At 40.8% G+C, this 25959-nt stretch carries 23 protein-coding genes; 4 read left to right on the top strand and 19 right to left on the bottom strand.

Annotation, left to right across the window (positions count from 1 at the left end; genetic code table 11):
• Positions 1–31 precede the first annotated feature (31 nt).
• Positions 32–739 (bottom strand): cytochrome c biogenesis CcdA family protein, encoded by a 708-nt coding sequence (locus tag L1999_RS09300; protein ID WP_235743274.1) that lies wholly within the window; start codon positions 737–739, stop codon positions 32–34.
• A gap of 302 nt (positions 740–1041) precedes the next feature.
• Between L1999_RS09300 and L1999_RS09295 the strand changes: the two genes are divergently transcribed.
• Positions 1042–1194, top strand: a complete 153-nt coding sequence (locus tag L1999_RS09295) for a Spo0E family sporulation regulatory protein-aspartic acid phosphatase (protein ID WP_430540026.1) — start codon at positions 1042–1044, stop codon at positions 1192–1194.
• An 89-nt stretch (positions 1195–1283) separates the two neighbouring features.
• On the opposite strand, the gene L1999_RS09290 is transcribed toward L1999_RS09295, so the two are convergent.
• The 9 genes from L1999_RS09290 to yneA form a co-directional block, all read right to left on the bottom strand.
• On the bottom strand, positions 1284–3077 hold the full coding sequence (locus tag L1999_RS09290; RefSeq protein ID WP_235743272.1) for an ABC transporter ATP-binding protein: 1794 nt from the start codon (positions 3075–3077) through the stop codon (positions 1284–1286).
• 1 nt (position 3078) lies between these two features.
• Positions 3079–4830: an ABC transporter transmembrane domain-containing protein gene (locus tag L1999_RS09285; RefSeq protein ID WP_235743271.1), complete on the bottom strand. Its 1752-nt coding sequence runs from the start codon at positions 4828–4830 to the stop codon at positions 3079–3081.
• Positions 4831–5464: 634 nt separating this feature from the next.
• The gene (locus tag L1999_RS09280) at positions 5465–5665 is read right to left on the bottom strand and encodes a cold-shock protein (RefSeq protein WP_098532719.1); all 201 of its coding nucleotides are present in this window, start codon (positions 5663–5665) and stop codon (positions 5465–5467) included.
• A 370-nt stretch (positions 5666–6035) separates the two neighbouring features.
• Positions 6036–6248: a YneF family protein gene (locus L1999_RS09275; protein ID WP_215040889.1), complete on the bottom strand. Its 213-nt coding sequence runs from the start codon at positions 6246–6248 to the stop codon at positions 6036–6038.
• Between the two features lie 73 nt (positions 6249–6321).
• Positions 6322–6762: a sporulation inhibitor of replication protein SirA gene (sirA, locus tag L1999_RS09270; RefSeq protein WP_235743270.1), complete on the bottom strand. Its 441-nt coding sequence runs from the start codon at positions 6760–6762 to the stop codon at positions 6322–6324.
• Between the two features lie 399 nt (positions 6763–7161).
• Positions 7162–9168: a transketolase gene (tkt, locus tag L1999_RS09265; RefSeq protein ID WP_235743269.1), complete on the bottom strand. Its 2007-nt coding sequence runs from the start codon at positions 9166–9168 to the stop codon at positions 7162–7164.
• 213 nt (positions 9169–9381) lie between these two features.
• Positions 9382–9612, bottom strand: coding sequence for a DUF896 domain-containing protein (locus L1999_RS09260; RefSeq protein WP_215040886.1), 231 nt, complete (start codon positions 9610–9612; stop codon positions 9382–9384).
• 72 nt (positions 9613–9684) lie between these two features.
• Positions 9685–10332 (bottom strand): YneB family resolvase-like protein, encoded by a 648-nt coding sequence (locus L1999_RS09255; protein WP_235743268.1) that lies wholly within the window; start codon positions 10330–10332, stop codon positions 9685–9687.
• A 12-nt stretch (positions 10333–10344) separates the two neighbouring features.
• Positions 10345–10665 carry a cell division suppressor protein YneA gene (gene yneA / locus L1999_RS09250; protein WP_235743267.1) on the bottom strand — a complete coding sequence of 107 codons (321 nt, stop codon included), beginning with the start codon at positions 10663–10665 and terminating at the stop codon, positions 10345–10347.
• A gap of 161 nt (positions 10666–10826) precedes the next feature.
• Between yneA and lexA the strand changes: the two genes are divergently transcribed.
• A complete protein-coding gene (gene lexA, locus L1999_RS09245; protein ID WP_215040883.1) occupies positions 10827–11450 on the top strand; it encodes a transcriptional repressor LexA in 624 nt (207 codons plus the stop codon).
• 103 nt (positions 11451–11553) lie between these two features.
• Here the strand turns inward: lexA and glnA are convergent, their stop codons facing one another.
• From glnA to hflX, 4 genes are all read right to left on the bottom strand, one after another.
• Entirely contained in the window at positions 11554–12888 is a 1335-nt protein-coding gene (glnA, locus tag L1999_RS09240; protein ID WP_235743266.1) for a type I glutamate--ammonia ligase, read from the bottom strand.
• A 36-nt stretch (positions 12889–12924) separates the two neighbouring features.
• Positions 12925–13326, bottom strand: coding sequence for a MerR family transcriptional regulator (locus tag L1999_RS09235; protein ID WP_275677489.1), 402 nt, complete (start codon positions 13324–13326; stop codon positions 12925–12927).
• A 144-nt stretch (positions 13327–13470) separates the two neighbouring features.
• Entirely contained in the window at positions 13471–14739 is a 1269-nt protein-coding gene (locus L1999_RS09230; RefSeq protein ID WP_235743265.1) for a methionine gamma-lyase family protein, read from the bottom strand.
• 14 nt (positions 14740–14753) lie between these two features.
• Positions 14754–16019, bottom strand: a complete 1266-nt coding sequence (hflX, locus tag L1999_RS09225) for a GTPase HflX (RefSeq protein WP_430540009.1) — start codon at positions 16017–16019, stop codon at positions 14754–14756.
• Positions 16020–16215: 196 nt separating this feature from the next.
• Here hflX and L1999_RS09220 point away from each other — a divergent pair, with 196 nt between their 5' ends.
• Entirely contained in the window at positions 16216–16854 is a 639-nt protein-coding gene (locus L1999_RS09220) for a trimeric intracellular cation channel family protein (protein ID WP_235743263.1), read from the top strand.
• A gap of 28 nt (positions 16855–16882) precedes the next feature.
• On the opposite strand, the gene spoVK is transcribed toward L1999_RS09220, so the two are convergent.
• The 3 genes from spoVK to miaA all read right to left on the bottom strand — a co-directional run bounded on the left by spoVK (position 16883) and on the right by miaA (position 19237).
• Complete coding sequence (spoVK, locus tag L1999_RS09215) at positions 16883–17830, bottom strand: stage V sporulation protein K (protein ID WP_235743262.1); 948 nt, start codon at positions 17828–17830, stop codon at positions 16883–16885.
• Positions 17831–18023: 193 nt separating this feature from the next.
• Positions 18024–18254: an RNA chaperone Hfq gene (gene hfq / locus L1999_RS09210; RefSeq protein ID WP_215040877.1), complete on the bottom strand. Its 231-nt coding sequence runs from the start codon at positions 18252–18254 to the stop codon at positions 18024–18026.
• Between the two features lie 26 nt (positions 18255–18280).
• Positions 18281–19237, bottom strand: coding sequence for a tRNA (adenosine(37)-N6)-dimethylallyltransferase MiaA (miaA, locus tag L1999_RS09205; RefSeq protein WP_235743261.1), 957 nt, complete (start codon positions 19235–19237; stop codon positions 18281–18283).
• Positions 19238–19544: 307 nt separating this feature from the next.
• Between miaA and mreBH the strand changes: the two genes are divergently transcribed.
• Positions 19545–20552, top strand: a complete 1008-nt coding sequence (gene mreBH / locus L1999_RS09200) for a rod-share determining protein MreBH (protein WP_235743260.1) — start codon at positions 19545–19547, stop codon at positions 20550–20552.
• A 341-nt stretch (positions 20553–20893) separates the two neighbouring features.
• Here the strand turns inward: mreBH and mutL are convergent, their stop codons facing one another.
• Positions 20894–22822, bottom strand: a complete 1929-nt coding sequence (mutL, locus tag L1999_RS09195; protein WP_235743259.1) for a DNA mismatch repair endonuclease MutL — start codon at positions 22820–22822, stop codon at positions 20894–20896.
• Positions 22823–22835: 13 nt separating this feature from the next.
• The gene (gene mutS, locus L1999_RS09190; RefSeq protein WP_235743258.1) at positions 22836–25448 is read right to left on the bottom strand and encodes a DNA mismatch repair protein MutS; all 2613 of its coding nucleotides are present in this window, start codon (positions 25446–25448) and stop codon (positions 22836–22838) included.
• Positions 25449–25959 lie beyond the last annotated feature (511 nt).

Genomic DNA, 25959 nt, shown 5'->3' with positions numbered 1-25959 from the left:
AGCTCCAAATAACTTCCAAACTAGGAAATTCTTAAAAACCAGTAAAGCCGCCAAACATTCCTTGAAAAAGGATAATAATTTTCGTCATCCAGTCAAAGAAGAGTACAATTCCCATGACAATCATGATATAACCGCCGATTTTCATAATTTTCCCGCTGTGCGTTTTGATCCACTTCATCCGGCCGACAAAGAAGGATAGGATTAAAAATGGAATCGCAAAGCCTAGGGAGTAGGCAATCATATATAATACGCCTGAACCAGGATTGGATGCAGCTAAGAGAATGACGGATGAAAGAATCGGTCCCGTACAAGGCGTCCACCCAGCAGCAAATGCCATCCCAATTAATATGGATCCGATATAACCTGATGGTCTGTTTTTGAATTCAAAGCGGCGATCCCTCATCATAAATTCCGGTTTAAACACACCGACAATCATTAAGCCAAATAAAACAATAAAGATTCCGCCTAACTGCCGAATCAGATCTTTATAAGATAAGAAGAAGCTGCCAAGAAATGAGGTTCCAAACCCAATCGCGATAAAGATAATCGAAAAACCTAACAAGAAAAATAAGGTATGCAGCAAGCTTCGTTTTTGCAGCATGGCATTTTCATCTTTTAGTTCTCCCACAGACATGCCCGTTATGTATGAAAGAAAAGCTGGATAAAGCGGTAAACAACAAGGAGAAATAAAGCTTAAAAAGCCGGCCCCTAATGCGATAAATAGATTTACATCAGACATATATTAACACTCCCACTATAGTCGATACCTTCTCATTCTAACAAATATGCTCTCGAAATGATAATGGTTAACGTGAAAATTTTGTGTCTCGCTGTTCACACGTCAAAAAATAGTAACTTTTTCAAATAGAAACAAATAAAATGGATTTATTCTTACAAATCTCTTTGAAGTAATTTACATTATAGGTTATACTAGTAAAACAATGCCCTTTTAAATGGCAATAGACTATTTTTTTTTACTAAAAAATTTTAGGAGTTACTCCGGAAAGGACTTCGGCCGTGTTGAAACAAGATCTCATTACTATGATAGAAACAAAGCGAGCTGAATTAATTCAAGTCGCCACGACAAACGGCTTGACATCCTCCGTTGCAATTCGTTACAGTCAGGAACTTGATAAGCTATTAAACGAATATAATAAAATATATATAAAAAAGGTTCCAAATACCGCAGTATAGAAAAGCGTAAGCGCCCTGGTCAGCGGCGTATGGCCTGGAGCTAGACAACTTTAAAAGGAAAGCCTGGCATTATGCCAGGCCTTTTTCTATTAATTCACCGCATCCTCCAACCGCTCTAGTACCCCGTTTTGCAGCAGGAACATCTTATGATAGAGACCTCCTAGGGCAAGCAGTTCTTGATGCGTCCCCCGCTCAACAATTTCCCCTTGGTGCAGGACCAGAATTAATTCCGCATCTTGGATCGTTGACAAGCGATGAGCAATAGCGATCGTAGTACGACCTTTTCGCATCTTCGCCAATGCGGTTTGGATCATTTCTTCCGTTTCCGTATCAATATTGGCTGTCGCTTCATCGAGGACCAATATTTTTGGATTAGCCGCAATCGTCCTAGCAAAGGCAATCAATTGCCGCTGTCCACTTGAAAAAGTAGATCCCCTTTCAACTACCTTATGATGATAGCCATCTTCTAATCTTTCAATAAACGGATGGGCTTGCACAAACTTCGCTGCCTCTTCTATTTGTTCATCTGATAGACCATGATTATAAAGGCGGATATTATCTTTTACCGTCCCAAAAAACAGGAATGGATCTTGGAGTACAAGGCCCATTTTTTTCCGTAACTCGGTCTTTGTGTAATTTCGAATCGATTCCCCATCGATTAAAATCTCCCCACGTTCAAACTCATAAAAACGCATCATCAAGTTAATAATCGAGCTCTTCCCGCTCCCCGTATGTCCTACTAATGCAACTGTTTCCCCTGGATGCGCTGTAAAGCAAATATTTTTCAACACATCCCTTTCACCATCATAGGAAAAGCTGACATTCTTAAACTCAATTTTCCCTTCTTCAATGGATGTGCTCTTTTTCAGTTGTTGCGCAGGGGCTAGTTCCTCTTCATCTAATAATTTAAAAACACGTGAACCAGCCACAATGGCCTGCTGGTATAACGAAAGCCTCATCATCATTTGATTAATTGGTTCAAAGAAACGGTCTAAATAATTGATAAAGGCGTAGATGACACCGATTTCTACACGGTTCTCAAAGGAAGTGATCCCAAAGTAGCTGAGAACAAGAATCAAGGCAAAGATATAGATGAGGTCAATCGCCGGTCTTAACAGTAAGCCATCAATCTTAATATTTTTCATTCCAGCATTATAGTGCTGCTCATTGATGTTACCAAATTCTTGACGGAGGCGTTTTTCTTGGCGAAAAACTTGAATTATCGCCATCCCGGAAAGCGATTCGGCCAGCTTTGCATTTAATTGACTCAATCGCTCCCGCATATCGAGGTAAAAACGAGAGCTCAATTTTCTGTATAAGTTCATGACAAACATTAAGATTGGCAAAATAATTACGCATAACAGGGCAAGCTTCACATTTAAGAAAAACATGGCAATAAAAATGCCGATCAGTAAGAATCCACTTTGAATAAACGTAGCGATGACCGTTACGAACATATCCTTAATGGCTTCTGTATCATTGGTGACCCTTGAGACAATACTCCCTGCTGGTGTTTTATCAAAATATTTTAATCCAAGTGACTGTACCTTGGAAAAGACATCAATTCGAAGCTGCTGAATTATATAGAGGGCAATTTCCTGAAATTTAACTAATTGAAAGAACATGAGAATCGCTTTAACGACTTGAATCCCCATATAAACGGAGCCAAGAATCAGTAAGGGCTGAAACTCAAGCTTTCCTGGTGTTAAATAATTATCAATAAACACTTTCACGATTAACGGAAGTACAATATCGCCAATCGTGGTAAGCAAAAGCAGGACAAAGGCGAAAGTGATCATTTTTTTGTGCGGCTTTGTATAGGAAAGAAGACGGTATAAGACCTTTCGTTGTTCACGTTCTGATAGTTCTATTTTCTCGTCCATATTAACGTCCCCCATGTTCGACCAGCTCTTCTAACTGCTGGTGCAAATACATTTCCTTATACCATCCATCTTGTTGCATTAAGTCTTCATGCTTCCCTCTCTCAACAATTTTCCCGTCATCCAGGACCAGAATCAGATTGGCATGCTGAATGGCACTTAAGCGATGGGAGGTAATCATCGTGGTCTTCCCTTCCCGATTTTGTCGTAAGGAAGAAAGGATGGCCTCTTCTGTTTTCGCATCGACTGCAGATAACGAATCATCCAGCACTAATAGTTCAGGATTCATCAAGAGGGCGCGGGCAATGGAAATCCGTTGTTTTTGTCCGCCTGATAAAGAGACACCCCGTTCTCCAACAACCGTTTGATAGCCTTCGGTAAATTGAAGAATGTCATCATGAATATTTGCAAGTTTTGCCGCCTTTTCGATTTCGTCTCTTGAAATATCTGGGGTTGTAAACGCAATATTTTCGGCTACGGTCGCGGAAAACAGAAAATGGTCCTGGGGAACATAACCAATCGCTTCCCGAAGTTTTTCGAGCCTATAAGCTTGAAGCGCTTTCCCGCCAAATAAAATTTCACCCTGATAGCGCTCAAATTCACGGATAATAAGTTTGAGCAGCGTTGTTTTTCCTGCACCAGTTTTCCCCACAATTCCAAGTGTTTCACCTTTCTTTATTGAGAAAAAGATGTCTTTTAAAATTGGATTTGTGGCGCCCGGATAGGTAAATTCATTTATCTTAAAATCAATATCACCAATCGGCATGACGTCTAATGCGTCATCATCATCGGTGATTTCTACCTTTTCTCTTAAGAGCACAGCGACACGATCATAGGAAGCGCGACCCCGTTCCACGATATTAAACAGCCAGCCAAATGCCAGCATCGGCCATATTAGAAGGCCTAAATAGGTCGTAAACGAGATTAATTCACCGATGGTTAGCTCCCCATTAAGAACATATTTTGCCCCAAAAGCAATTGATAGAAAAAAGGAAATCCCAACAATGATGGATATGGTCGGGTCATAGAGAGAATCGATTTTGGCCACAACAATATTTTTTCGAACGACATCTTCTGATTGTTTGCGAAAATCCTCAATATCCTCTTGCTCTTGGCCGAATGTCTTAATCACTTTAATCCCGGTGATGCTTTCTTGTGTTTTATCATTTAAAGAGGAAAAAGCCTCCTGTGCTTTGTGAAAACTTTTATGTAGCATCGTGCCAAACCAGCTGGTCAGCATCGCCATAACCGGCATCGGTATTAAACAAATCAACGTCAGTTTCCAGCTGATGGTAAAGGCCATTGCAAGTATCACAAATCCGCCAGTAGAAAGTGAATCTACGAAGGTTAACACACCTGCGCCAGCTGTTTGCTGGATCGCCGATAGGTCATTGGTTGCATGGGCCATGAGGTCCCCAATCCGGCTTTTTTGATAGAATGATGGGGACATCTTGGTAAAGTGGCTATATAATTGGTCGCGGAGGATCCTGCTTAGCTTGACGGATGAGCCGAAGATCATAATTCGCCAATAATAGCGAAGAACATACATCGATAGTCCCACAACAACTAATACCACGACCCATTTTACCAGTATGGCGGATGTGATCGTTCCTTCATGAATCTGGTCGGCAATGATTCCAATTACTTTAGGAGGAATTAACTGCAGTGCCGCCACAAATAATAAAATGAAAACCCCTGATAAGTACGCTTTTTTCTCTTGTTTAAAAAACCAGCCTAATTCTAAAAATACTTTCAACTAAACACCCCCAACATACATGACGAGCTCTTGTTTCATAACGAATTCTTCGAATACCGAGGTACCTATTTTATCAAATTTTTACAAAATAATAAATACTTAGAAATTATCGGTTGTCAAAAAAAGCACCACATTAATATGAGTGCTTGTCGGTTTAGTTCGAATATTCCCAGTCATTGACTGCTAGCATGAGGTTCATCCTAGCTGTTTACCGTATATATAAATAAATTTGGTTATTGCTGGTTTATATGCTACAATGAGTCTACCATTTGATTTACTTTTTTACATGTGCCCTGTTCATTCGTGAGCAGGGCTCCTTGTTTTTTATAAAATAGGTACTGGTATTATTAATTGTGGATTTTCGTGTGGTATTATAGCCGGAGAATTTCCTGCTAATGTATATAGAGGAAGCTTAAGAAGCAAATATAAGCGCAGATATTCCGATTAACCGCTCGAAATAAGACAAAATCCAAACATTTGGATAATATAAACGGAAATACTTCCTTTATTATTAATGAAATATGGGTATTTCCCAAAATAAACGGAATTTTACCGTTTATTTTTCAAATACATTGAGATCAAAAGCTAATAAAAAAACAGACTCTATAAAGAGCCTGTTTTCTTTTGCTTTTAATTAAGCTTTACGAACGTTAGCTGCTTGAGCTCCACGTTGGCCTTGCTCAACGTCAAAAGTTACTGCTTGACCTTCGTCTAAAGATTTGAAACCTTCGCCTTGGATTGCTGAGAAATGTACGAATACGTCTTCTCCGCCTTCACGCTCGATGAATCCGAATCCTTTTTCTGCATTAAACCATTTTACTTTACCGTTTTCCATTTTGTTTCCTCCTGCTGTGTGCTTTGCACACAATGTGTTACTATCCTTGCACTCAGTGATCATCAAGACGAAAAGTTTAATCTTATACTATCCTTTACACCGAACAAAAATAATTCTTCTTTATAATAACATAGTTTATAAAAGTATGCAAGGTTTCCAAAATTTAACGACAATAATTTTTTTACTTCGATTTTAATTCATAAAAAAACCACCTTCCCGGTTCATCAGAAAAAGTGGTTTTTGGATTTAAATTATGAAGGGTAAGTAATTAATTGACAAAGAATGACCGTTAAACTCCCCTATCTTCTAATTACTTACAAACAAGTGATGAATCCTTTGGAAAAGGATTTTACATGGATGCTTGTCCGGTTTATTTAGATTGCTGCTTGTTCATTGCAGCCATCATTTGGTTGATCTTCTTTTGTGAAGGTTTCATACCCATTTGCATCATCATCATTTTTAACATTTGTTCATTGATTGGCGGATTTTTCTTTAAATAGCTCATCATATATCTGCGAGCAATGAAAAATCCTAGTGCTACACCAGCTGCTAATGCTAGTATACCAACTAGAAAATATAACATTAAACTTCCTCCTTCATGTTGTCTATCATACAGTGTACTAAATTAATCGGAAGAAAACAATATCTCATTTTAATTAGACAAATTTTCTTTCTTTAATAGGTTTTAACCAGCCAACCCGCTCATGTTCAAGATCAATGGCTAAGAAGGAAGATTCACATTTTCTGAGTACTTCAAAGAAGGCAGTTTCCGCTTCATAGGTACCTTCTGCTTCCACAGTGATTAATTCTTGAAAAACTTCTAATCTTGCCGTGCTTAGTTTTCCGCTTAGGAAAATCGTGTATGCACCCTGATCCGCTTTAAACCCCTTCATTTTTCCGAGCTGTTTTTGAAGCAGATTGTGGATTTTTAAGACCTCGACCCGTTTTGTAATATATGAAATTTGTTTTTGCGTTATAAATTTAAGTTCGCCGTTAGAAGTTTGATGTTCTTGAAAAAGTTGAAAAAATATACGCTCTCGTCCGAAGTAATGGGCGGCAAATTCATCTTCTATTAAGTAAAGCTGATATTTTCTCACCACTGTTCTCTCCTCCGTTGAAACCCTTTTTTCTATTATAAAAAAGCATAAACAAAACGTTTGTCTTACGGCGGCAAAAACTTTCACTACTTTTGTCGATTAAATATTACACAACTACTATTTCGGTAGAATTCATGAATTTTCCTCTAAAAAACGCCATTGTTCAAAATATTGTAATAACTATATCTATTATATTTACCCGTGATTGACGGTATTGGCTCATTTCTGTGAGTAATTGGCTCAAAAATAGGTACTAATGGCTCATTTCAACGATGGATTGGCTCATTTATTTGTATTTATGGCTGATTTTTATCATCGATTGGCATAATTACCATACTTTTACATACACACAGCAAAAAAGAGAACGGAATCTCCGTTCTCCTTCTTTATCTTATCAGATTATTTTTGTAATAGAGCCTTAACACGGGCAACAACATGATCAACGCTAAAGCCGTATTCTTCCATAATTTTTTCACCTGGTGCTGATGCTCCGAATTGGTCAATAGCCAATACATCGCCTTCGTCACCTGTATATTTGTGCCAGCCAAGCGAGGCACCCATTTCAATTCCAAGACGTTTTTTCACACTTCTTGGAAGAACTGAATCTTTATACTCTTGAGATTGTTGCTCAAAACGATCCCATGAAGGCATGCTGACAACCGATACATGAAGACCTTCACCAGCAAGGACTTTTTGTGCTTCAACAGCTAGACTTACTTCGGAACCGGTTGCCAAAATTAACGCATCTGCTGTCTCTTTTTCTGCTGGAGAAACCACATAAGCACCTTTTGAAACTCCTTCATATGCATTCGTATCAGTACCTTTTAATGTAGGTAAATCTTGACGAGTCAAGATAAGTGCAGTTGGTTTATTAGTTGATTCAACCGCAAGCTTCCAAGCTGCTGCTGTTTCATTACCATCAGCTGGACGGATGATCGATAGGCCTGGCATTGCTCGTAATGCTGCAAGCTGCTCAACAGGTTCGTGTGTTGGACCATCTTCTCCAACAGCAATACTATCATGCGTAAATACATACGTAACAGGAAGTCCCATGATAGACGCTAAACGAATCGCTGGACGAAGGTAATCAGAGAATACGAAGAACGTACCGCCGAAAACTTTTACTCCGCCGTGAAGGGCAATACCATTCATTGCGGCACCCATAGCAAATTCACGAACACCGAACCAGAAGTTACGGCCTTCATAGCTGCCTGGCATGAAATCGCCTGAGCCTTTAATCATGGTTTTATTTGAACCAGCAAGGTCTGCTGAACCGCCAATGAAAATTGGAAGGTTTTTAGCGATACCATTTAGGGCTTCACCAGAAGAAGCACGGCTTGCTAGACTCTTACCTTCTTGGTAAACAGGGATATCCTTGTCCCAGCCTTCAGGAAGTTCATTGTTTAACGCTTGTTCAAGCTGAACAGCTAGTTCTGGATATTCCTTTTTATATTGTGCGAAAGTGTCGTTCCATTCTTTTTCCTTTTTCTCACCGTTTTCAACAATAAGTTTTTGGAAGTTGTCGTACACTTCTTGTGGTACATGGAAATCTTGTTCAAACGTCCATTTATATGCTTCTTTTGTAAGTTTTAACTCGTCCGCACCTAGTGGAGCACCGTGAACACCAGAAGTACCAGCACGGTTTGGTGAACCATACCCGATGACAGTTCTAACTTCAATCATTGTAGGACGGTCAAGGTCATTTCTTGCTTCTTCAAGTGCTTTTGCGATTTCTTCAAGGTTATTGCCGTCTTCAACACGAAGGTATTGCCAGCCATAAGCTTCAAAACGTCCTTTTACACTTTCAGAGAAAGACTTGTTTAGGTCTCCATCAAGAGAAATATCATTTGAATCATATAAAACCACTAAACGGCCTAATTTTAAATGTCCTGCAAGTGAAGCAGCTTCTGCAGAAACACCCTCCATAAGGTCACCATCACCACAAACACCGTATGTATAATGGTTCACAATTTCATAGTTGTCTTTATTATAAACACTAGCCACGTGGCGTTCTGCCATAGCCATTCCGACAGCCATTGCAATTCCTTGTCCAAGTGGACCGGTAGTTGCTTCGACGCCTTCTGTGTGGCGGTACTCAGGGTGTCCTGGTGTCTTACTGCCCCACTGACGGAATTGTTTGATGTCTTCCATACTTAAATTATAGCCAGATAAGTGAAGCATGCTGTATAACAACGCAGAACCATGGCCTGCAGATAAGACGAAACGATCACGGTTGAACCAATGAGGATTCTTTGGATTATGGTTCATAAATCTTGTCCATAATGTATAAGTCATTGGAGCAGCACCCATCGGCATACCTGGATGCCCAGAGTTTGCTTTCTCAATTGCGTCTATGGAAAGCGTACGAATCGATGTTACTGATAAATCATCAATAGTATTAAACATGAAATACATCCTTTCTTGTTCACGGTAACTAAATACATCCTTTATATTATCTTTCATTGCCTATTAATTCAACAAATAAACAATAATTAGACCGAAAATTTCCTGTTATTTTATTTTGACTCTACCATAGTGAATGTATGTATGGAATGGAAATACCCCGCCTTTTTTAGACGGGGCTTGATCATGCAAAAGGGTAGTACCCTGCCTATATTGTTAATGAAGAGGCCGGTTCTTTCTAGCCTTCAATTTTTCAGGTGTTACATCAGTACCTTCTGGATCGATAAATTTTGTATTCGTTAAGGTATCGAGCATATTTGCCCGGAAAGTTGCCAAGTATTCACTTCTTAATTTGGATTGTTCTTTTGCTTCTAGCTCTGTTAATCCTGACGATTTTGCTTTTCTAGCCAGTTCATTAATGCGAGCCATTTTTTCTTTTGAAAGCATTCCCACCCATCCTTCCTATTAAATAAAGACACTTGATTTTACTAAAAAAAACCCTTTATGACAAGTAAAGGGCTACTGATTCTGCGATTCTATATATTCCTGGTATCTTCGATGAACGGTTGCTTTTGAAACATTATACCCAAATCCTCTAAGGGTGGCGGCGATTTCCGCAAACGTCAGGTCATTGTCCCGCAGTCGTATTATTTGGTCGATTGGTACTTCGATTTTGTCCCTGCCGGAGGATTGTCCAAGATTCTTTAAGTTTTTTTCCGGTTTATAGCCTTGGTCTACGGCTCGTTTCATGCCTCGTTTAATTTTCACATTATGTAGTTTCCGTTGATATTCTTCCACCATGCTGACTATTTTTAATACCATTGAATCAGATTCAGACAGTTGTAATTCACCATTATGAGAAATGCTATAAAGTTGAATTCCTTCTTTTATAATACAATGCAGGAGGGCTATCTTGGCATTTCCTCTTCCCAGCCGTGTTTCATCTTGAATTAACAAGGCCTGAACTTGTGGTTCTTTTATCCGCTCTAATACCTCTAGTATCCCATCTCTTTCAAAATCATAACCACTAGCTTGTTCCTTAATGATGGTATCGATTTCAAATCCACATTGGTGTGCAAGCTGAATTAATTCTTCTTCCTGACGTTTTAATGAGGTTTCCTGTGTTTCTTTATTGGTACTGACTCGGCAGTATATAATTGCTTTCATTCTATTTCCCTTCTATTCTTTTGGTGCACTTGCAAGCTGTGTTGGTTGGGAAGTTTCCTTTTTACTAACCGGAATTACAATTTCTTCACCAGGATAAATTTGGTCCTTGATATTTTCATTATGTTTTTTGACCCAGCTTACGAATTCCTTGTGTGATAAAGAATGCTGATCTTCAAATTGATCAGAAATCTTCCATAATGTGTCCCCTTCAGAAATGGTTACTTTTACATATTGTTCATCAGAATGATGGTTTAATGATAAGAAGAAAGCTAATGTGCAGCTTAAAAGAATAAGAGTAATAGCATACGAGTATTGGTTCCATAATTTTTTCATGTTTCGCACCTCTTATAAGAATATATGTTCTCTTTTGATTTGATTTTATTATAGTTCGAACACTTGTTTGCTGTCAACTATTTTCTCGAACTTATGTTTGTATAGTAGGGTTCAACATGCTATAATAAAGACAACATTAACCAGGCGAGGTGCATTTTATCATGGTAAAGATATCAAAGCGACAGCAAGATATCCTGGAGTTTATCAAGGACGAGGTTAAAAGTAAGGGATATCCTCCTTCCGTTCGGGAAATCGGTGAAGCGGTGGGGCTTGCATCCAGCTCTACTGTTCACGGTCACCTTGCGCGCTTAGAGAGTAAAGGCCTTATTAGAAGAGACCCTACTAAACCAAGAGCGATCGAAATACTAGATGCGGATGAAGCATCACAGATTCCTAGAAATAAAGTTGTCAATGTTCCTGTGGTCGGTAAGGTAACGGCAGGTTTGCCGATTACAGCCATCGAGAATGTCGAAGAGTATTTTCCACTTCCTGAAACCCTGGCTCCTGCAGATGAGCAGGTGTTTATGCTAGAAATCATGGGTGAAAGTATGATAGAGGCGGGCATTCTTGACGGTGACTACGTAATCGTCAAGCAGCAGCAGACTGCCAATAACGGGGAAATTGTTGTCGCGATGACTGAGGATGATGAGGCAACCTGTAAGAGATTCTTTAAAGAGAAAGATTACATCCGCCTGCAGCCGGAAAACTCTTCGATGGATCCGATCATTTTACGAAATGTATCGATATTAGGGAAAGTGATTGGGGTTTATCGTCATATTCATTAAAACCAAGAGAGCTGATTATCAGCTCTCTATTCTTTTGGCTCTAATGCTTTACCATCATACATAAAAAAGCCTTGGCGACGAGCGCCAAGGCTTTTACTGTTTTTTAGTATATGCTCATGTATTGATCGCGTTCCCATTGGTGAACGACTGTACGGAACATATCCCACTCGATTTCTTTTGCTTCAACGAAGTGTTCGAAGATATGCTCTCCTAAACCAGCTACGATTACTTCATTAGCGCTTAATTGATCTAACGCTTGTGCAAGGGTCGCTGGAAGATCGATGATGCCTTCTTCGATTCTCTCTTCCTTACTCATTACATAGATATTGCGGTCTACTGGAGCTGGAGGAGTTAATTTATTTTTAATTCCATCTAAACCTGCTTTTAATAGAACTGCCATTGCAAGGTATGGATTTGCTGATGGGTCCACACTGCGTACTTCTACACGTGTGCTTAGGCCACGAGATGCAGGAATACGGATAAGTGGTGAACGGTTCATAGCAGACCATGCCACATAACAAGGTGCTTCATATCCTGGAACTAGACGCTTATAAGAGTTTACAGTTGGGTTCGTTACCGCTGTAAAGGCAGGAGCGTGCTTTAGGATACCAGCAATAAATTGACGAGCTGTATCACTCATATCTAAGTCGCTGCCTGGCTCGTAGAACGCATTTTCACTATTTTTGAATAATGAAAGGTTCATGTGCATACCAGATCCGTTTACACCGAATAATGGCTTTGGCATGAATGTTGCGTGTAAGCCATGCTTACGAGCAATTGTCTTTACAACAAGCTTAAACGTTTGGATTTGGTCACAAGCTGTTAATGCATCTGCATATTTAAAGTCGATTTCGTGTTGTCCTGGAGCTACTTCGTGGTGAGAAGCTTCAATTTCAAAGCCCATTTCTTCTAGCTCAAGAACGATATCGCGACGGCAGTTTTCACCTAGGTCAGTTGGTGCTAAGTCAAAGTATCCGCCTTGGTCGTTAAGTTCTAGAGTTGGTTCACCTTTTTGATCTAGCTTAAATAAGAAGAATTCTGGCTCAGGTCCAAGGTTGAAGTTAGTGAATCCTAACTCTTCCATTTCTTTTAATACTCTTCTTAGGTTGTTACGCGGGTCACCTTCGAAAGGTTTACCTTCTGGAGTATAAATATCACAGATTAAACGAGCCACTTTTCCTTTTTCTGCTGTCCAAGGGAAAACTACCCATGTGTTTAAGTCTGGATATAGAAGCATATCAGATTCTTCAATCCGAACAAATCCTTCAATGGAAGAACCGTCAAACATCATTTTGTTATCAAGTGCTTTTTCCAATTGGCTAATTGGAATCTCAACATTTTTAATGGTTCCAAGAATGTCTGTAAATTGAAGGCGAATAAATTTTACGTTCTCCTCTTTCGCCATCCGTTGGATGTCTTCTCTTGAATACTTTGCCATTTTAATTCCCCCTATTTTCATAAAGAATGATTAACATTAATGGAAAAATCGAGACATATCGCCTTGGCGTAATGTAAATCGATTGTTTCTGCCTGTATGCATTAATTCATTGCGGAGAAGCTTTCTAAGTTGTTCATCTGTTAAGTCTTGTTTTGCTTTCTCGGTTTGTTTCTCTACTATATTTGATTGCTGCTCCTTGACCATGAACAAGTGCTTGATTCCAGCCATGTTCACACCTTGGTCAATCAAGTCTTTTATTTCTAACAGTCTATCAATATCATTTAGACTGAATAGACGTCTGTTTCCCTCGGTTCTTGCTGGAGAAATCAATTGGTGTTCTTCATAATAGCGGATTTGCCTTGCGGTTAACTCGGTTAACTGCATGACGGTTCCGATAGGAAACAATGGCATGGAACGACGAATTTCACTTCCACTCACCAAATTTCTCCTCCCTTACTGGTAAATCATAATGCTATTATATTTCGTGTAAGAAAAGATGTCAATGTTATGTAAGATTTTCTTACATCATTTTTCAAAGAATATTTGAACAAGATTTATTTTGTTAAACATGAATATGCCCGATTAAAGTTCCAATAGTCCTTTTTCAATTAAGTGATCAATGGCTATACAAATGGCCATTTTCACATGAGCATAGGTTAAACCACCCTGAACATAGGCCACATACGGTGGTCTAAGCGGGCCATCCGCCGTTAATTCAATACTTGCTCCTTGAATAAATGTTCCTGCAGCCATGATTACATCATCTTCATAGCCAGGCATATAACTTGGATGTGGTGTGACATAGGAGTTAATAGGTGAGGCGAATTGAATGGCCTGACAGAACGAAATCATTTTATCGCGATCATCAAATTGCACGGACTGAATAAGATCCGTTCTTTTGGCATCCCATTTTGGCGAAGAATTCATCCCCAATTGTTCAAGCAATGCGGCAGTTAGGACTGCCCCCTTTAATGCCTGGCCCACCACATGCGGCGCCAGAAAGAATCCTTGGTACATTTCTTGAAGGCTATATAACGAAGCGCCAGCCTCCGCTCCAATCCCAGGTGATGTCATTCGGTAAGAACATGCCTCAACCCATTGTTTTTTACCAACGATGTACCCGCCTGTTTTCGCAAGTCCGCCGCCAGGATTTTTGATTAACGAGCCAGCAATTAAATCTGCCCCAACATGACATGGTTCTTGTTCCTCTACAAATTCACCGTAGCAATTATCAACGAAAACTACAAGATCCGGTTTTATTTCTTTGACAAAGGAAATCATTTGACCAATTTCCTCTACCGTGAACGATGGTCTTGTGGCGTACCCTTTTGAGCGCTGAATGCCAATCATTTTCGTGTTTGGATTTATTTTTCCGGCAACCTCATCCCAATTAATCGCCCCGTCATCTGTTAGGGCGACACTGTCGTAGGAAATCCCAAATTCCTTTAACGAGCCTACCCCATTACCGCGAATCCCAACGATTTCTTCTAAGGTATCATAGGGTTTACCGGTGATATAGAGGAGTTCATCCCCTGGTCTTAGGACCCCAAATAAGGCAATGGAAATCGCATGTGTACCAGAAATAATTTGCGGGCGGACAAGCCCAGCTTCTCCGCCAAACACATCTGCATAGATTAATTCCAAGGTATCTCTGCCAATATCATCATAGCCGTATCCAGTAGACGGCATAAAGTGCGAATCACTGACCCGGTGCTTTTGATAGCTTTGCAAGACCCGAAATTGGTTATTTTCCACTTTCTCATCTATTTCTTTATGTACTTCAGCAATTTGCTGCTCCACTTTTTTAACAAGGGAGTAAAGCTTTTCCCCATTTTGCAACTGTTGAAACATGTTGTTACTCCAATCTATATCGTGAATTTCTGTAATTGTCCGGAGATTTGATGATCCGCGAGTGTGTACCCTTTACAACGGTATAATTGTCCTTCCTCATCAAAAACAAGTTCTCGGAGGATGGTCTCATTTTTCAATTGTGAAAGCAGTTTCCCTTCCGTTGAAGGAATGCGCACTTCGTAGGACTCCATCATCTCCATGACAACTTTCTCGATTTGTTCCTTTAACGTATGACGATCATTTTCATCAAAGGCACTAATGAAGACGGTTGTCGTACCTGCTGTGGGAACAAAATCAGGATGTTGAATATCTCTTTTATTATACACGGTTATTTGCGGGATATCTTTTACATCTAAGTCATCAAGTAACTTTTTCACCGTCTTTTCATGCTGGTAATAGTCTGGATTGGACATATCAACCACATGGAGAAGCAAATCCGCTTCCTTTACTTCCTCAAGGGTTGAGCGGAATGCGGCAATCAACGTGGTTGGCAGGTCTTGAATAAATCCTACTGTATCCGTTATTAAGGCTAAGAAGCCACTTGGTAAAATCAATTTGCGTGTCATCGGATCGAGTGTCGCAAACAATTGATTTTCCTCATATGACTCCGCTTCTGATAACCGATTAAAAAGTGTCGACTTGCCTGCATTTGTATAACCGACGATCGCGACTTGAAAGGTCTTATTTTTCTTCCTGCGTTCCCGGTATCTGTCCCGGTGCTGAACTATAACGGAAAGCTGACTCTTAATATCATCGATTCTGCGGCGAATATGTCGTCGATCTGATTCAAGTTTTGTTTCCCCTGGCCCTCTAGTCCCGATTCCGGCACCAAGTCTTGATAGCGCTGTACCTTGTCCAGCCAGGCGGGGAAGTATGTATTGCAGCTGTGCGAGCTCAACCTGCAGCTTTCCTTCTTTTGAACGCGCTCTTTGCGCAAAGATATCTAAAATGAGCTGGGTCCGGTCAATAATCCGTGCTTCTATTTCTGAGCCTAGATTTCTTTTTTGGCTTGGTGAAAGTTCATCATTAAAGATGACGATGTCTGCTTCAACCTCTTCCACGAGTGCTCTCAGTTCTTCTACTTTCCCTTTGCCAATATAGGTTGCGGGGTGGACACGGTCTCGTTTTTGGATTACAGAAGCAACGACTTCTCCTTGAGCGGTTTCGGTTAGCGCTCCTAACTCTTCCATCGAATAGTCAAAACGTGAATCCTCTTCCCCGTTTGTTTGACAGCCAACGAGAATGACCTTTTCTTTCGTTTCCTTTTGTTCCACAGGCATCCTTCCTTCCTTAACTGTTCTTATCTCTCATCATAACAAAAAAACTTTGTAATCACTAATTTTCCCCAAGCTTTTAGATAATAAAATAAATGTTGTATTTTTCCGTCATCATGATAAAATTTTATTGTTCAATTGAGATCGGTTTTTACTATTAGCATTGTGGTTTTGTGACCTTACAACAGAGGGGAAATCAACTATGACATGGGAAGTTTTAAGTATGATCGGAACCATTGCCTTTGCTGTCAGCGGTGCCATTGTGGCAATGGAAGAGGATTATGATATATTAGGAGTTTATATTTTAGGAATTGTTACAGCGTTCGGCGGCGGCGCGATACGGAATCTGTTAATTGGCGTACCAGTATCAGCGTTATGGGGACAGGGATTATTTTTTCAAATTGCCCTGTTGTCGATTACAGCGGTGTTTTTATTTCCCACTAACCTGCTGCGGCATTGGCAAAAATGGGGCAACCTTTTTGATGCTATCGGCCTGTCCGCCTTTGCAATTCAGGGTGCGATTTATGCCGAAAAAATGAACCATCCGCTAAGTGCGGTGATTGTAGCCGCTGTTTTAACCGGGATTGGCGGGGGGATTATTCGTGATCTGCTTGCCGGCAGGAAACCAATCGTGTTGAGAGCGGAAATTTATGCGGTTTGGGCTATCCTGGCCGGTCTAATCATTGGTCTAGAGATTGCTGTTGATTCTTGGCAATTATATACTCTATTTGTGATCATAACCGGCTTACGAGTACTGTCTTATACCTTTGACTGGAAGCTTCCTTCCCGCCATCTTGGGGTTTCCCCAAAAATTCATAATCAAAAACAAATCGGCGGATGATGATTCCGCCGATTTTTTCTATTTGTTATTAATCTTCCTCAAATATTAAATCATTACTCCGAAGGGTCATTAATTCGTGTCTGTCATAGCTATTTAGCATCAACAATCTCATGGCCTGCGCCCGTACTGATTTTTCAATTACATTGCGGACATACCTGCCGTTTGAAAAACTAGTAGGATTTAAAACCGCCTTTACCCAAATCAAATGGTCCTTTAATTTTTTTTCGGCCTCGCGGCTTAACGCATACTCTCTTTCCTTTAACATCCTGCCGGCAATATCCATCAGCTGCTCGATATTATAATCGGGAAAATCAACCACCAAGGGAAACCGCGAATGAAGACCAGGGTTTAATGTTAAAAAATGATCCATTTCCCGCGAATACCCGGCAAGAATTAAAATAAACTCATGCTGCTTATCCTCCATATGTTTGACCAGTGTATCAATCGCTTCCTTGCCAAAATCTTTTTCACCGCCGCGGCCTAGCGAGTAGGCTTCATCAATAAACAGGATTCCTCCTTGAGCTTTCTTCACTAAATCCCTCGTTTTTTGGGCAGTATGACCAATATACTCACCGACAAGGTCGGCCCGTTCCGCCTCAATGAGATGGCCTTTGGAGAGTACATTCATCTTTTGAAAAAGCTTGCCTATTAACCTGGCAACCGTTGTCTTCCCTGTTCCAGGATTCCCTTTAAACATCATATGAAGGGCTTGCTTTCTGGCCTTCAGCCCCATTTCCTCACGCTTCTTGTTCACATAAATCCAAGCATAAATTTCTTTAATCATGCGTTTCATTTCTTCCATGCCAACCAATGCCCCGAGCTCCTCTTCAATTTCTTTTAGTGCGGTGTGCTCTGGGGGAATGACCTTTGGAACAACTTGAAAATCGGGTACCTCTTTTCTTATCGTAGTTCTTTCATGTGAGTTGAGAACCACCCTTATTTGGCCGTTACTTTTCGTTCGAATTGGTTGATCCAAAGCTATCACCTCTCATTCTGCAGACAGTATACGTAAGGTAGCATGATTTAAGCTACTCAGAAGTGTTTTAGGTTAGGCATAATCCTTCCCTCTATGTGTATTCACTACCCATGCAATTCATTAAAGAAGATTTCCTTTATTTTTTGAAATAAAAAAAGAGCCCAAGGGTTGAGGGCTCCATTTTGATACTAGTTTATTGATTATCCAATTCAAGTTGGACATTGCGCTGCGGTGCAAACGTGGAAATAGCGTGCTTAAATACCAATTGCTGTTTACCCTCTGATTCAAATAATACGGTAAAATTATCAAAGCCCTTAATTTGGCCTCTTAATTGAAACCCATTTAGAAGGAACACCGTCACATTGGTGTTATCTTTACGGCACTGGTTTAAAAATTGATCTTGAATATTAATGGTTGTTTTCATTCGTATATCCTCCTCTTTTATCTCTACTAATATGTATTCGATTTTACTTGAAGCTTTCCTTCAACATATTGTGAAATTTCCGCTATTTTTTTTGCAAAATTATTCACATATGTCATATCAAACCATTGTACATCCATTTTGTTACGAAACCAAGTCAACTGCCTTTTTGCATATCTCCTCGAGTTTTGTTTTAGCTGCTCAACGGCTTCTTCCCAGGTTACACTGCCATCTAAATAGTCATAAATTTCTTTATACCCGATCGCTTGAATCGACTGGCAATTACGTAAACCTTGGTTGTATAAGGATTTTACCTCATCTAGCAGTCCTTGCTCAACCATTATATCTACTCTTCGGTTAATGCGCTCGTAAAGCTTTTCCCGTTCCATCGATAATCCGACAAGCGCTGTCTCATACATCAGATCCGGCTGCTGTTTCCTCTGAAAATCCAGCATCGTTTTACCTGTCAAATGGAATATCTCCAGTGCCCGGATCACCCTTCTCAGATTATTCGGATGAATTTGTGCGGCACTCTCTGGATCAACCGCTTGTAATTCTTTGTACAATGCTTCATTACCAATTTGCTTGGCTCGTTCCTCTAGCTCAAGCCGAAAAGCTTCATCACCAGGTACATCTGAAAATTGATAGTCATAAATAACGGACTGAATGTATAACCCTGTTCCGCCAACGATGATCGGAAGCTTTCCCCTTTTGGCAATCTCATTTATTTTGGCACGAACCAGGAGTTGAAATTCTGCAACGGAAAAATTTTCTTCAGGCTCCTTGATATCAATTAAATGGTGCGGGATACCCTGCATTTCTTCTTCCGTTATTTTTGCTGTCCCGATATCCATACCACGATAGATCTGCATGGAGTCACCCGAGATAATCTCTCCGTCGTAGCGTTTAGCCATTTCGATGCTCAAATTTGTTTTTCCCACTGCGGTAGGACCAATGATAACGATTAATTTTTGGTTGGAATCCACTATTTTCTCACTGCCTTATGCTTTTTTTCAGTGTTGGAGGCTATTTTCACCTGCTGCCATCACTACATGTTAACACAATTTTGTAAAGCAGTAGAACATCAAACAAGTATATACAAAAAATTTGTTTCTTATGCGTTTTTAGGGAAATGAAATTTTTATAACAGATTCCTTCAAAATGTGACAAATAAATTTATAAGGTTACAAATGGATAACGGTTCTTTTACAAAAAGCTATTTACCCCCACATTCATGGTAGGCTTATACGTAGTTTTTAATGTATTTAATAATTTAGGAATAGGTGAATAAAAATGCTTTCTAATTTTGATATTGGGATTGATTTAGGAACCGCTAATATATTGGTATATAGCAAAAGTAAAGGAATTGTACTAAACGAGCCATCGGTTGTGGTAATAGATACAGAGACAAAAAATGTAGTTGCATTTGGAATCGAAGCGAAAGAGATGATCGGTAAGACACCGGAAAAAATTGTCGCCATTCGCCCATTAAAAGATGGGGTTATCGCTGATTTTGATGTCACTACTGAAATGCTTAAAAACGTGATGCGGAAAGCTTCTAAGAAATTAGGTTTGGCCCTTCGCAAGCCGAATGTAGTGGTTTGCATTCCATCAGGTTCCACTAGTGTTGAGCGCAGAGCAATCCAGGATGCAGTCCGCAATGCTGGTGCAAAAAAGATATCACTCATTGAAGAACCTGTTGCAGCGGCAATTGGGGCAGGTATGCCTGTTGATGAACCTGTTGCCAATGTGGTCGTTGATATCGGCGGTGGGAATACGGAAGTAGCGATTATTTCCTTTGGCGGTGTAGTAGCCTGCCATTCTATTAAAATAGGCGGCGATCGTTTGGATGACGATATTATTCAACATGTCCGCAAGGTGTACAATGTATTAATTGGCGAGAGAACTGCTGAGAATATTAAAATGGAAATTGGTTATGCTCTGATTGACCATGAGGAAAAGTTTATGGATGTTCGCGGCCGTGACCTCGTAACTGGTTTACCAAAAACAGTTCAACTATCATCCTATGAGATTCGAAATGCGATTAGAGAATCCTTGCTGCATATTATGGAGGCGATTCGCGCCACGCTCGAGGATTGCCCAGCCGAGTTGAGCGGTGATATTGTCGATAGAGGTGTGATTCTGACTGGCGGCGGTTCGTTGCTAAATGGAATGGAAGCATGGTTGAGTGAGGAAATTTTTGTTCCGGTTCAGCTGGCATCAAGTCCATTGGAATCTGTGGCTGTCGGAACTGGACAGGCATTGCAGTTTATTAATAAGATTCATGTTGGGGTAAAATAGGGTATTTTAAAAGGCTGCAGGATTTTTTCCTGCAGCCTTTTGTTATTTTGATAGTTTTGTGTTGCTTTCTAGAGGCACAATTCTTTTTATTATGACTGTGTGCTCTCTTTTTCGGAGTTTACGGGCATAATTATCTTTTATTGTGACCGGCTTCTCTCTTTTTCGGAGTCCACGGGCACAATTATCTTTTATTGTGACCTTCCACTCTCTTTTTCAGAGTCAACGGGCACAATTCTCTTTTATTGTGACCTTCCACTCTCTTTTTCAGCTTCCACGGGCATAATAATTTTTTATTGTGACCGTTCCACCTCATTTACAGATCTCACGGTCACAATAACATACTACATCACCCGTTTAAACATCTTCTCCATCTCATAAATCGAATAGTGAACAATAATCGGTCTGCCGTGCGGACAGGTAAACGGGTCTGATGCTTTGCGGAGATCATCGAGAAGTGCCTGGATTTCATCATTGCGCAAATGGCGGTTTGCCTTAATCGAGGCTTTACAGCTCATCATGATCGCCGCCTCTTCCCGAAGCTTCTTAATATCTACCTTTTTCATCAATAATACCTGTTCAATCATGTCCTCAATAATCTGCTTCTCTTCCCCTTTAGGAAACCATTGCGGATGCGAGCGGACAATAAAACTATTTAAACCGAATTCCTCTAGGAACACGCCCACTTTTTCTAGTTCACTAAGATTCTCTGTTATTTTGACATATTCATCGGTTGAATACTCCAAAGTTATCGGCACGAGCATTTCTTGCAGCTCGGACTGAACCTGTCCTACTTTTTCCCGGAAATACTCATATTTCAATCGTTCCTGTGCGGCGTGCTGGTCGATAATATATAAGCCATTTTCATTCTGCGCAAAAATATACGTCCCATGCATTTGACCGATTGGATAAAGACGCGGGATCCTGCTTTTGACATCATCAGGATCAGCCGGTGCAGTGTACTCTGTCTGCGGTTGAACATCACTTGGTTCGATTTCAGGCGCTGACGCATGATCGAAATACTCTTGGTCAAACGTCTCCTCATTCGGTTCAAACGAAGTTTCTTCCGAAAATGCAAACGTCGGTGCCTCCTGCTTAACTGGAATATAATCAAATCTTGGAACCGGAATGGACGTCGTTTCTTGAACCGTTTGAGCAAATACCGGACGCTCCCACGGAGTTTCTATCGGCTTACTTGTATGTGGCGTCCCTTCATCCAAAACGAACGCTGTTTGCTCAGATTTGGGTTCTTCTTTTTTCACATGTGTGTAGGCGGTTGGAATCAAGATTTTCGATTTGAAGGTATCCTTAATCATCGTCGTGACCAACTCATACAGTTCGGCTTCCTTACTGATGCGGACCTCCATTTTCGATGGATGCACATTGACATCAACCAAGAGCGGGTCCATCTCAATATTAAGAAGAACAATCGGAAATCGTCCGATTGGAAGCAACGTATGGTACCCTTCCTGAATCGCCTTGGCCAAAGCGTAGTTCTTAATAAAACGGCCATTAATCATCGTAGAAATATAGTTTCTTGAAGCCCTCGTTACTTCCGGCATGGAGGCAAAACCGCTAATCGTATAATCTAGGGATTTACCGGAAACAGGGACAAGCTGTTTCGCAATAGCCATCCCATAAATAGCAGCCAACACTTGGCGGACATCACCGTTTCCGTTCGTTTGCAGCAGTTTCCGCTCATTATGAATTAACCGAAATGCTACCTCAGGATGGGAAAGCGCCAAGCGGTTCACGACATCCGTAATGTTGCCAAGCTCTGTATGAATGGTTTTCATATATTTCAAACGAGCAGGCGTATTGTAAAATAAATCCGTAATCGTAAGATCGGTACCTCGTCGGGCCGATGCTTTTTCAAAAACTTCGACCTTTCCGCCCTCAATAACCACTCTGTTTCCGGCACCTTCCCCTGTCGAGGTCTTCATCTCCAGTCTGGAAACCGAGGCAATACTCGGCAGGGCTTCCCCACGGAATCCGAGCGTCCGAATCCGGAACAAATCATTTTCATTTTTAATCTTACTGGTGGCATGGCGCTGAAAGGCAATTAATACATCCTCTTCCTCAATCCCATAGCCGTTGTCTGTAATGCGGATTTTAGCAAGACCGGCCTCTTCGATTTCAATTTCAATCACCGTACTGCCGGCATCAATCGCATTTTCAACCAGTTCTTTCACGACAGAGGCAGGCCGTTCGACAACCTCTCCAGCCGCAATTTTATTTGATAAAATTTCATCTAATTGAATAATCTTGCCCATCAATAAAGCCCCCTTACTTTAACTTTTTCTGGAGCTCATACAGCAGGTTAATCGCTTGTAGTGGTGTTACATCTAATAAATCGATTTCTTTAATCTTCTCTAACACTCGTTTTTCTTTAGGAGTTGGCTCCGCTTTTTTCGGTGATGCGGGCTCATCGAAAAAGGATAACTGGGCCGGCTGCTCCACTGGTTTTTCCATCTCTGCGACCGGTTGCTCAACCACTTTTTTCACGGGAGCCGTCTGAGCGTCTGTCGCTTCAAGTTCTGCTAAAATTTCACTTGCCCGTTTGATTAACTCCACCGGAAGTTCCGCCAGCTGCGCTACATGAATACCGTAACTTTTATCAGCTGGACCTTCTTTAATTTTATGAAGGAAAACAACCTTGCCGTTATGTTCAATCGCACTAACATGAATATTTTTCAACTTCGAAAGTTCTTCTTCCAACACGGTTAACTCATGATAATGGGTTGAAAATAAGGTTTTCGCTCCAATTCGCTCATGAATGTATTCAATAATCGCCTGTGCTAGGGCCATCCCATCATAGGTAGATGTTCCCCGGCCAATTTCATCGAATAAAATTAAACTATTTTGCGTTGCATTCGCAATTGCATTTTTTGCCTCAAGCATTTCTACCATAAAGGTACTTTGTCCAGAAATCAAATCGTCCGCTGCGCCAATCCGGGTAAAGACCTGATCAAAAATCGGCAATACCGCTTCTGATGCCGGTACATAACAGCCAATTTGCCCCAATATCGCGATCAGGGCGATTTGCCGCATGTACGTACTTTTACCTGACATATTCGGTCCTGTGATTAAAAGGACTTCACGATCGCTGTCCATCATGCAGTCGTTTGGCACATATTCCTGTGTGTTCAACACTTTTTCAACAACCGGATGACGGCCATCCTTCAGCACGACCCGGCGCTCATTCGAAAACTGCGGCTTGACATAGCGGCGTTCTTCACTGACTTGAGCAAAACATTGTAAAACGTCTAATTCACTAACAGCTTTGGCCAACGCCTGCAAACGCGGGATTTGTTCCTTAACCATTTCGCGGATTCCGGTGAATAAATCATATTCCAGCTCTCCGCATTTTTCTTCCGCTTGTAAAATTAAAGCCTCTTTTTCTTTTAATTCCGGTGTAATAAAACGTTCTGCATTCGTTAACGTCTGTTTCCGCTCATATTGCCCTTCTGTTAAAAGGTGCAGGTTCGCACGGGTAACCTCGATATAATAGCCAAACACACGATTATAGCCAACCTTTAAGGACTTAATTCCGGTTTTCTCGCGTTCTTCCCGTTCTAGCTGGGCAATCCACGTTTTTCCATTGCGGCTGGCATCCCGATATTGATCGAGCTGCTCATGATAGCCGTCGCGAATGATATTTCCTTCTTTTAAGGAAAGCGGTGGATTATCAACAATGGCCTGTTCAAGGAGGTCGGTTACCTCTTCACAGGGGTCAAGCTTTTCAGCAATGTCATTCATTTGCTCATTTTGCATTCCAAATAGGATTTGTTTTAAAAAGGGTACCTGCATTAAGGAGCGCTTTAGCTGGACTAAATCCCGGGCATTTACATTTCCAAACGCCACCCGTCCGGCTAATCTCTCTAAATCGTAGACTTCTTTTAAGTTTTCACGCAGCTCCTGACGCTCAAAATAATGCTGAATTAACACATCTACCAGATTATGACGCTGCTCAATTTCTGATTGTTGAATCAACGGCCGGTCGATCCAGTGCTTCAGCATCCGTCCACCCATGGCTGTTTTTGTTTCATCAAGCAGCCATAACAAGGAGCCTCTTTTTCCCTTTGAACGAATCGTTTCGGTTAATTCGAGATTTCGTTTTGAATAGTAATCAATTTTCATATATTGCTGAATTTGATAAGTGGTTACAGGCTGCAAATGGTCAAGACTTCTCTTCTGTGAGCGGAATAAATAATGAAACAGCCTTGCTGCCGTTTGCTTTAATTTTTCCTGATTCAGATCCTCAAGCAGATGGGCAAAGTCCATTTCAATTGAACTGTTATCCTCTATCGAAATCGCCAGCACATCGCGTTCACGCATCTTCTTTTGCAGTTCCCCATCAAAATTGCTATCAACCACAACCTCTTTGGCACTTAAGACCGCCAATTCGTTGAGAACTTCATCAAAATTAGTGGAAAGGAGTGTGACTCGGCTCTCTCCAGTTGAGATATCGTTGTAGGCAAAACCATAGGTTTGGTCGTCAAAGGCTGTAATGGATGCAAGATAGTTGTTCTCTTTATCCGTTAGTCCTTTGCCATCCATCACGGTTCCTGGTGTGATGAGCTGAACGACTTCCCGTTTGACCATGCCTTTTGTTTCCCTTGGGTCTTCCATTTGCTCCGCAATTGCCACTTTAAAGCCTTTTGAAATCAGTTGTTCAATATAGTTTGGTGCGGAATGATAAGGCACGCCGCACATGGGGATTCGGTCTTCGCTGCCGCCCTCGCGGCTAGTCAGCGTGATCTCTAATTCTTGGGATGCTTTGATGGCATCGTCAAAAAACATTTCATAAAAGTCGCCTAAGCGAAAAAATAAAAAGGCATCTTGATAATCTGCCTTAATCGTTAGATATTGTTGTATCATCGGCGTATAACCAGCCATAATGACCTCCAGGGTATTAATCTATTTTATTTTAAGGGGATTCCCCTCTTGATTGGGTATTTTAAGAAACACTCTTTGTCCTTAGAGACGTGTTCATGTGGACATGGTTGGTGCTTTTTTTGCTTTTCTTGTCCTCATAACGGCTCCATGCGGACATGGTTGAATCGTTTCTGGTTTTCTCTGCCCTCATGACGGCTTCATGTGGACATGGTTGAATCGTTTCTTGTTTTCTCTGTCCTCATGACGGCTTCATGCGGACATGGTTCATACTTTTCTTGCTTTTTCTGTCCTCATAACAGCTTCATACGGACATGGTTCATACTTTTCTTGCTTTTTCTGTCCTCATAACAGCTTCATACGGACATGGTTCATACTTTTCTTGCTTTTTCTGTCCTCATAACAGCTTCATACGGACATGGTTCATACTTTTCTTGCTTTCTCTATCCTCATAACAAATTTCTTGGCTCTTACTATTCTATATTCGATTTTCTTCGACATACTATTATATCAT

This window comes from Neobacillus drentensis (assembly GCF_021560175.1).
Taxonomy (GTDB): domain Bacteria; phylum Bacillota; class Bacilli; order Bacillales; family Cytobacillaceae; genus Neobacillus; species Neobacillus drentensis_A.
The sequence above is the reverse complement of the archived record's forward strand: the minus strand, read 5'-3'. Positions and strand labels throughout refer to the sequence as shown.

What these genes read in the sequence shown, in the direction of transcription:
- L1999_RS09300 (WP_235743274.1), bottom strand. Translation starts at nt 739, where the DNA reads ATGTCTGATGTAAATCTATTTATCGCATTAGGGGCCGGCTTTTTAAGC.
- L1999_RS09295 (WP_430540026.1), top strand. Translation starts at nt 1,042, where the DNA reads ATGATAGAAACAAAGCGAGCTGAATTAATTCAAGTCGCCACGACAAAC.
- L1999_RS09290 (WP_235743272.1), bottom strand. Translation starts at nt 3,077, where the DNA reads ATGGACGAGAAAATAGAACTATCAGAACGTGAACAACGAAAGGTCTTA.
- L1999_RS09280 (WP_098532719.1), bottom strand. Translation starts at nt 5,665, where the DNA reads ATGGAAAACGGTAAAGTAAAATGGTTTAATGCAGAAAAAGGATTCGGA.
- L1999_RS09275 (WP_215040889.1), bottom strand. Translation starts at nt 6,248, where the DNA reads ATGTTATATTTTCTAGTTGGTATACTAGCATTAGCAGCTGGTGTAGCA.
- tkt (WP_235743269.1), bottom strand. Translation starts at nt 9,168, where the DNA reads ATGTTTAATACTATTGATGATTTATCAGTAACATCGATTCGTACGCTT.
- L1999_RS09260 (WP_215040886.1), bottom strand. Translation starts at nt 9,612, where the DNA reads ATGCTTTCAAAAGAAAAAATGGCTCGCATTAATGAACTGGCTAGAAAA.
- L1999_RS09255 (WP_235743268.1), bottom strand. Translation starts at nt 10,332, where the DNA reads ATGAAAGCAATTATATACTGCCGAGTCAGTACCAATAAAGAAACACAG.
- yneA (WP_235743267.1), bottom strand. Translation starts at nt 10,665, where the DNA reads ATGAAAAAATTATGGAACCAATACTCGTATGCTATTACTCTTATTCTT.
- lexA (WP_215040883.1), top strand. Translation starts at nt 10,827, where the DNA reads ATGGTAAAGATATCAAAGCGACAGCAAGATATCCTGGAGTTTATCAAG.
- glnA (WP_235743266.1), bottom strand. Translation starts at nt 12,888, where the DNA reads ATGGCAAAGTATTCAAGAGAAGACATCCAACGGATGGCGAAAGAGGAG.
- L1999_RS09230 (WP_235743265.1), bottom strand. Translation starts at nt 14,739, where the DNA reads ATGTTTCAACAGTTGCAAAATGGGGAAAAGCTTTACTCCCTTGTTAAA.
- hflX (WP_430540009.1), bottom strand. Translation starts at nt 16,019, where the DNA reads ATGCCTGTGGAACAAAAGGAAACGAAAGAAAAGGTCATTCTCGTTGGC.
- L1999_RS09220 (WP_235743263.1), top strand. Translation starts at nt 16,216, where the DNA reads ATGACATGGGAAGTTTTAAGTATGATCGGAACCATTGCCTTTGCTGTC.
- hfq (WP_215040877.1), bottom strand. Translation starts at nt 18,254, where the DNA reads ATGAAAACAACCATTAATATTCAAGATCAATTTTTAAACCAGTGCCGT.
- mreBH (WP_235743260.1), top strand. Translation starts at nt 19,545, where the DNA reads ATGCTTTCTAATTTTGATATTGGGATTGATTTAGGAACCGCTAATATA.
- mutL (WP_235743259.1), bottom strand. Translation starts at nt 22,822, where the DNA reads ATGGGCAAGATTATTCAATTAGATGAAATTTTATCAAATAAAATTGCG.
- mutS (WP_235743258.1), bottom strand. Translation starts at nt 25,448, where the DNA reads ATGGCTGGTTATACGCCGATGATACAACAATATCTAACGATTAAGGCA.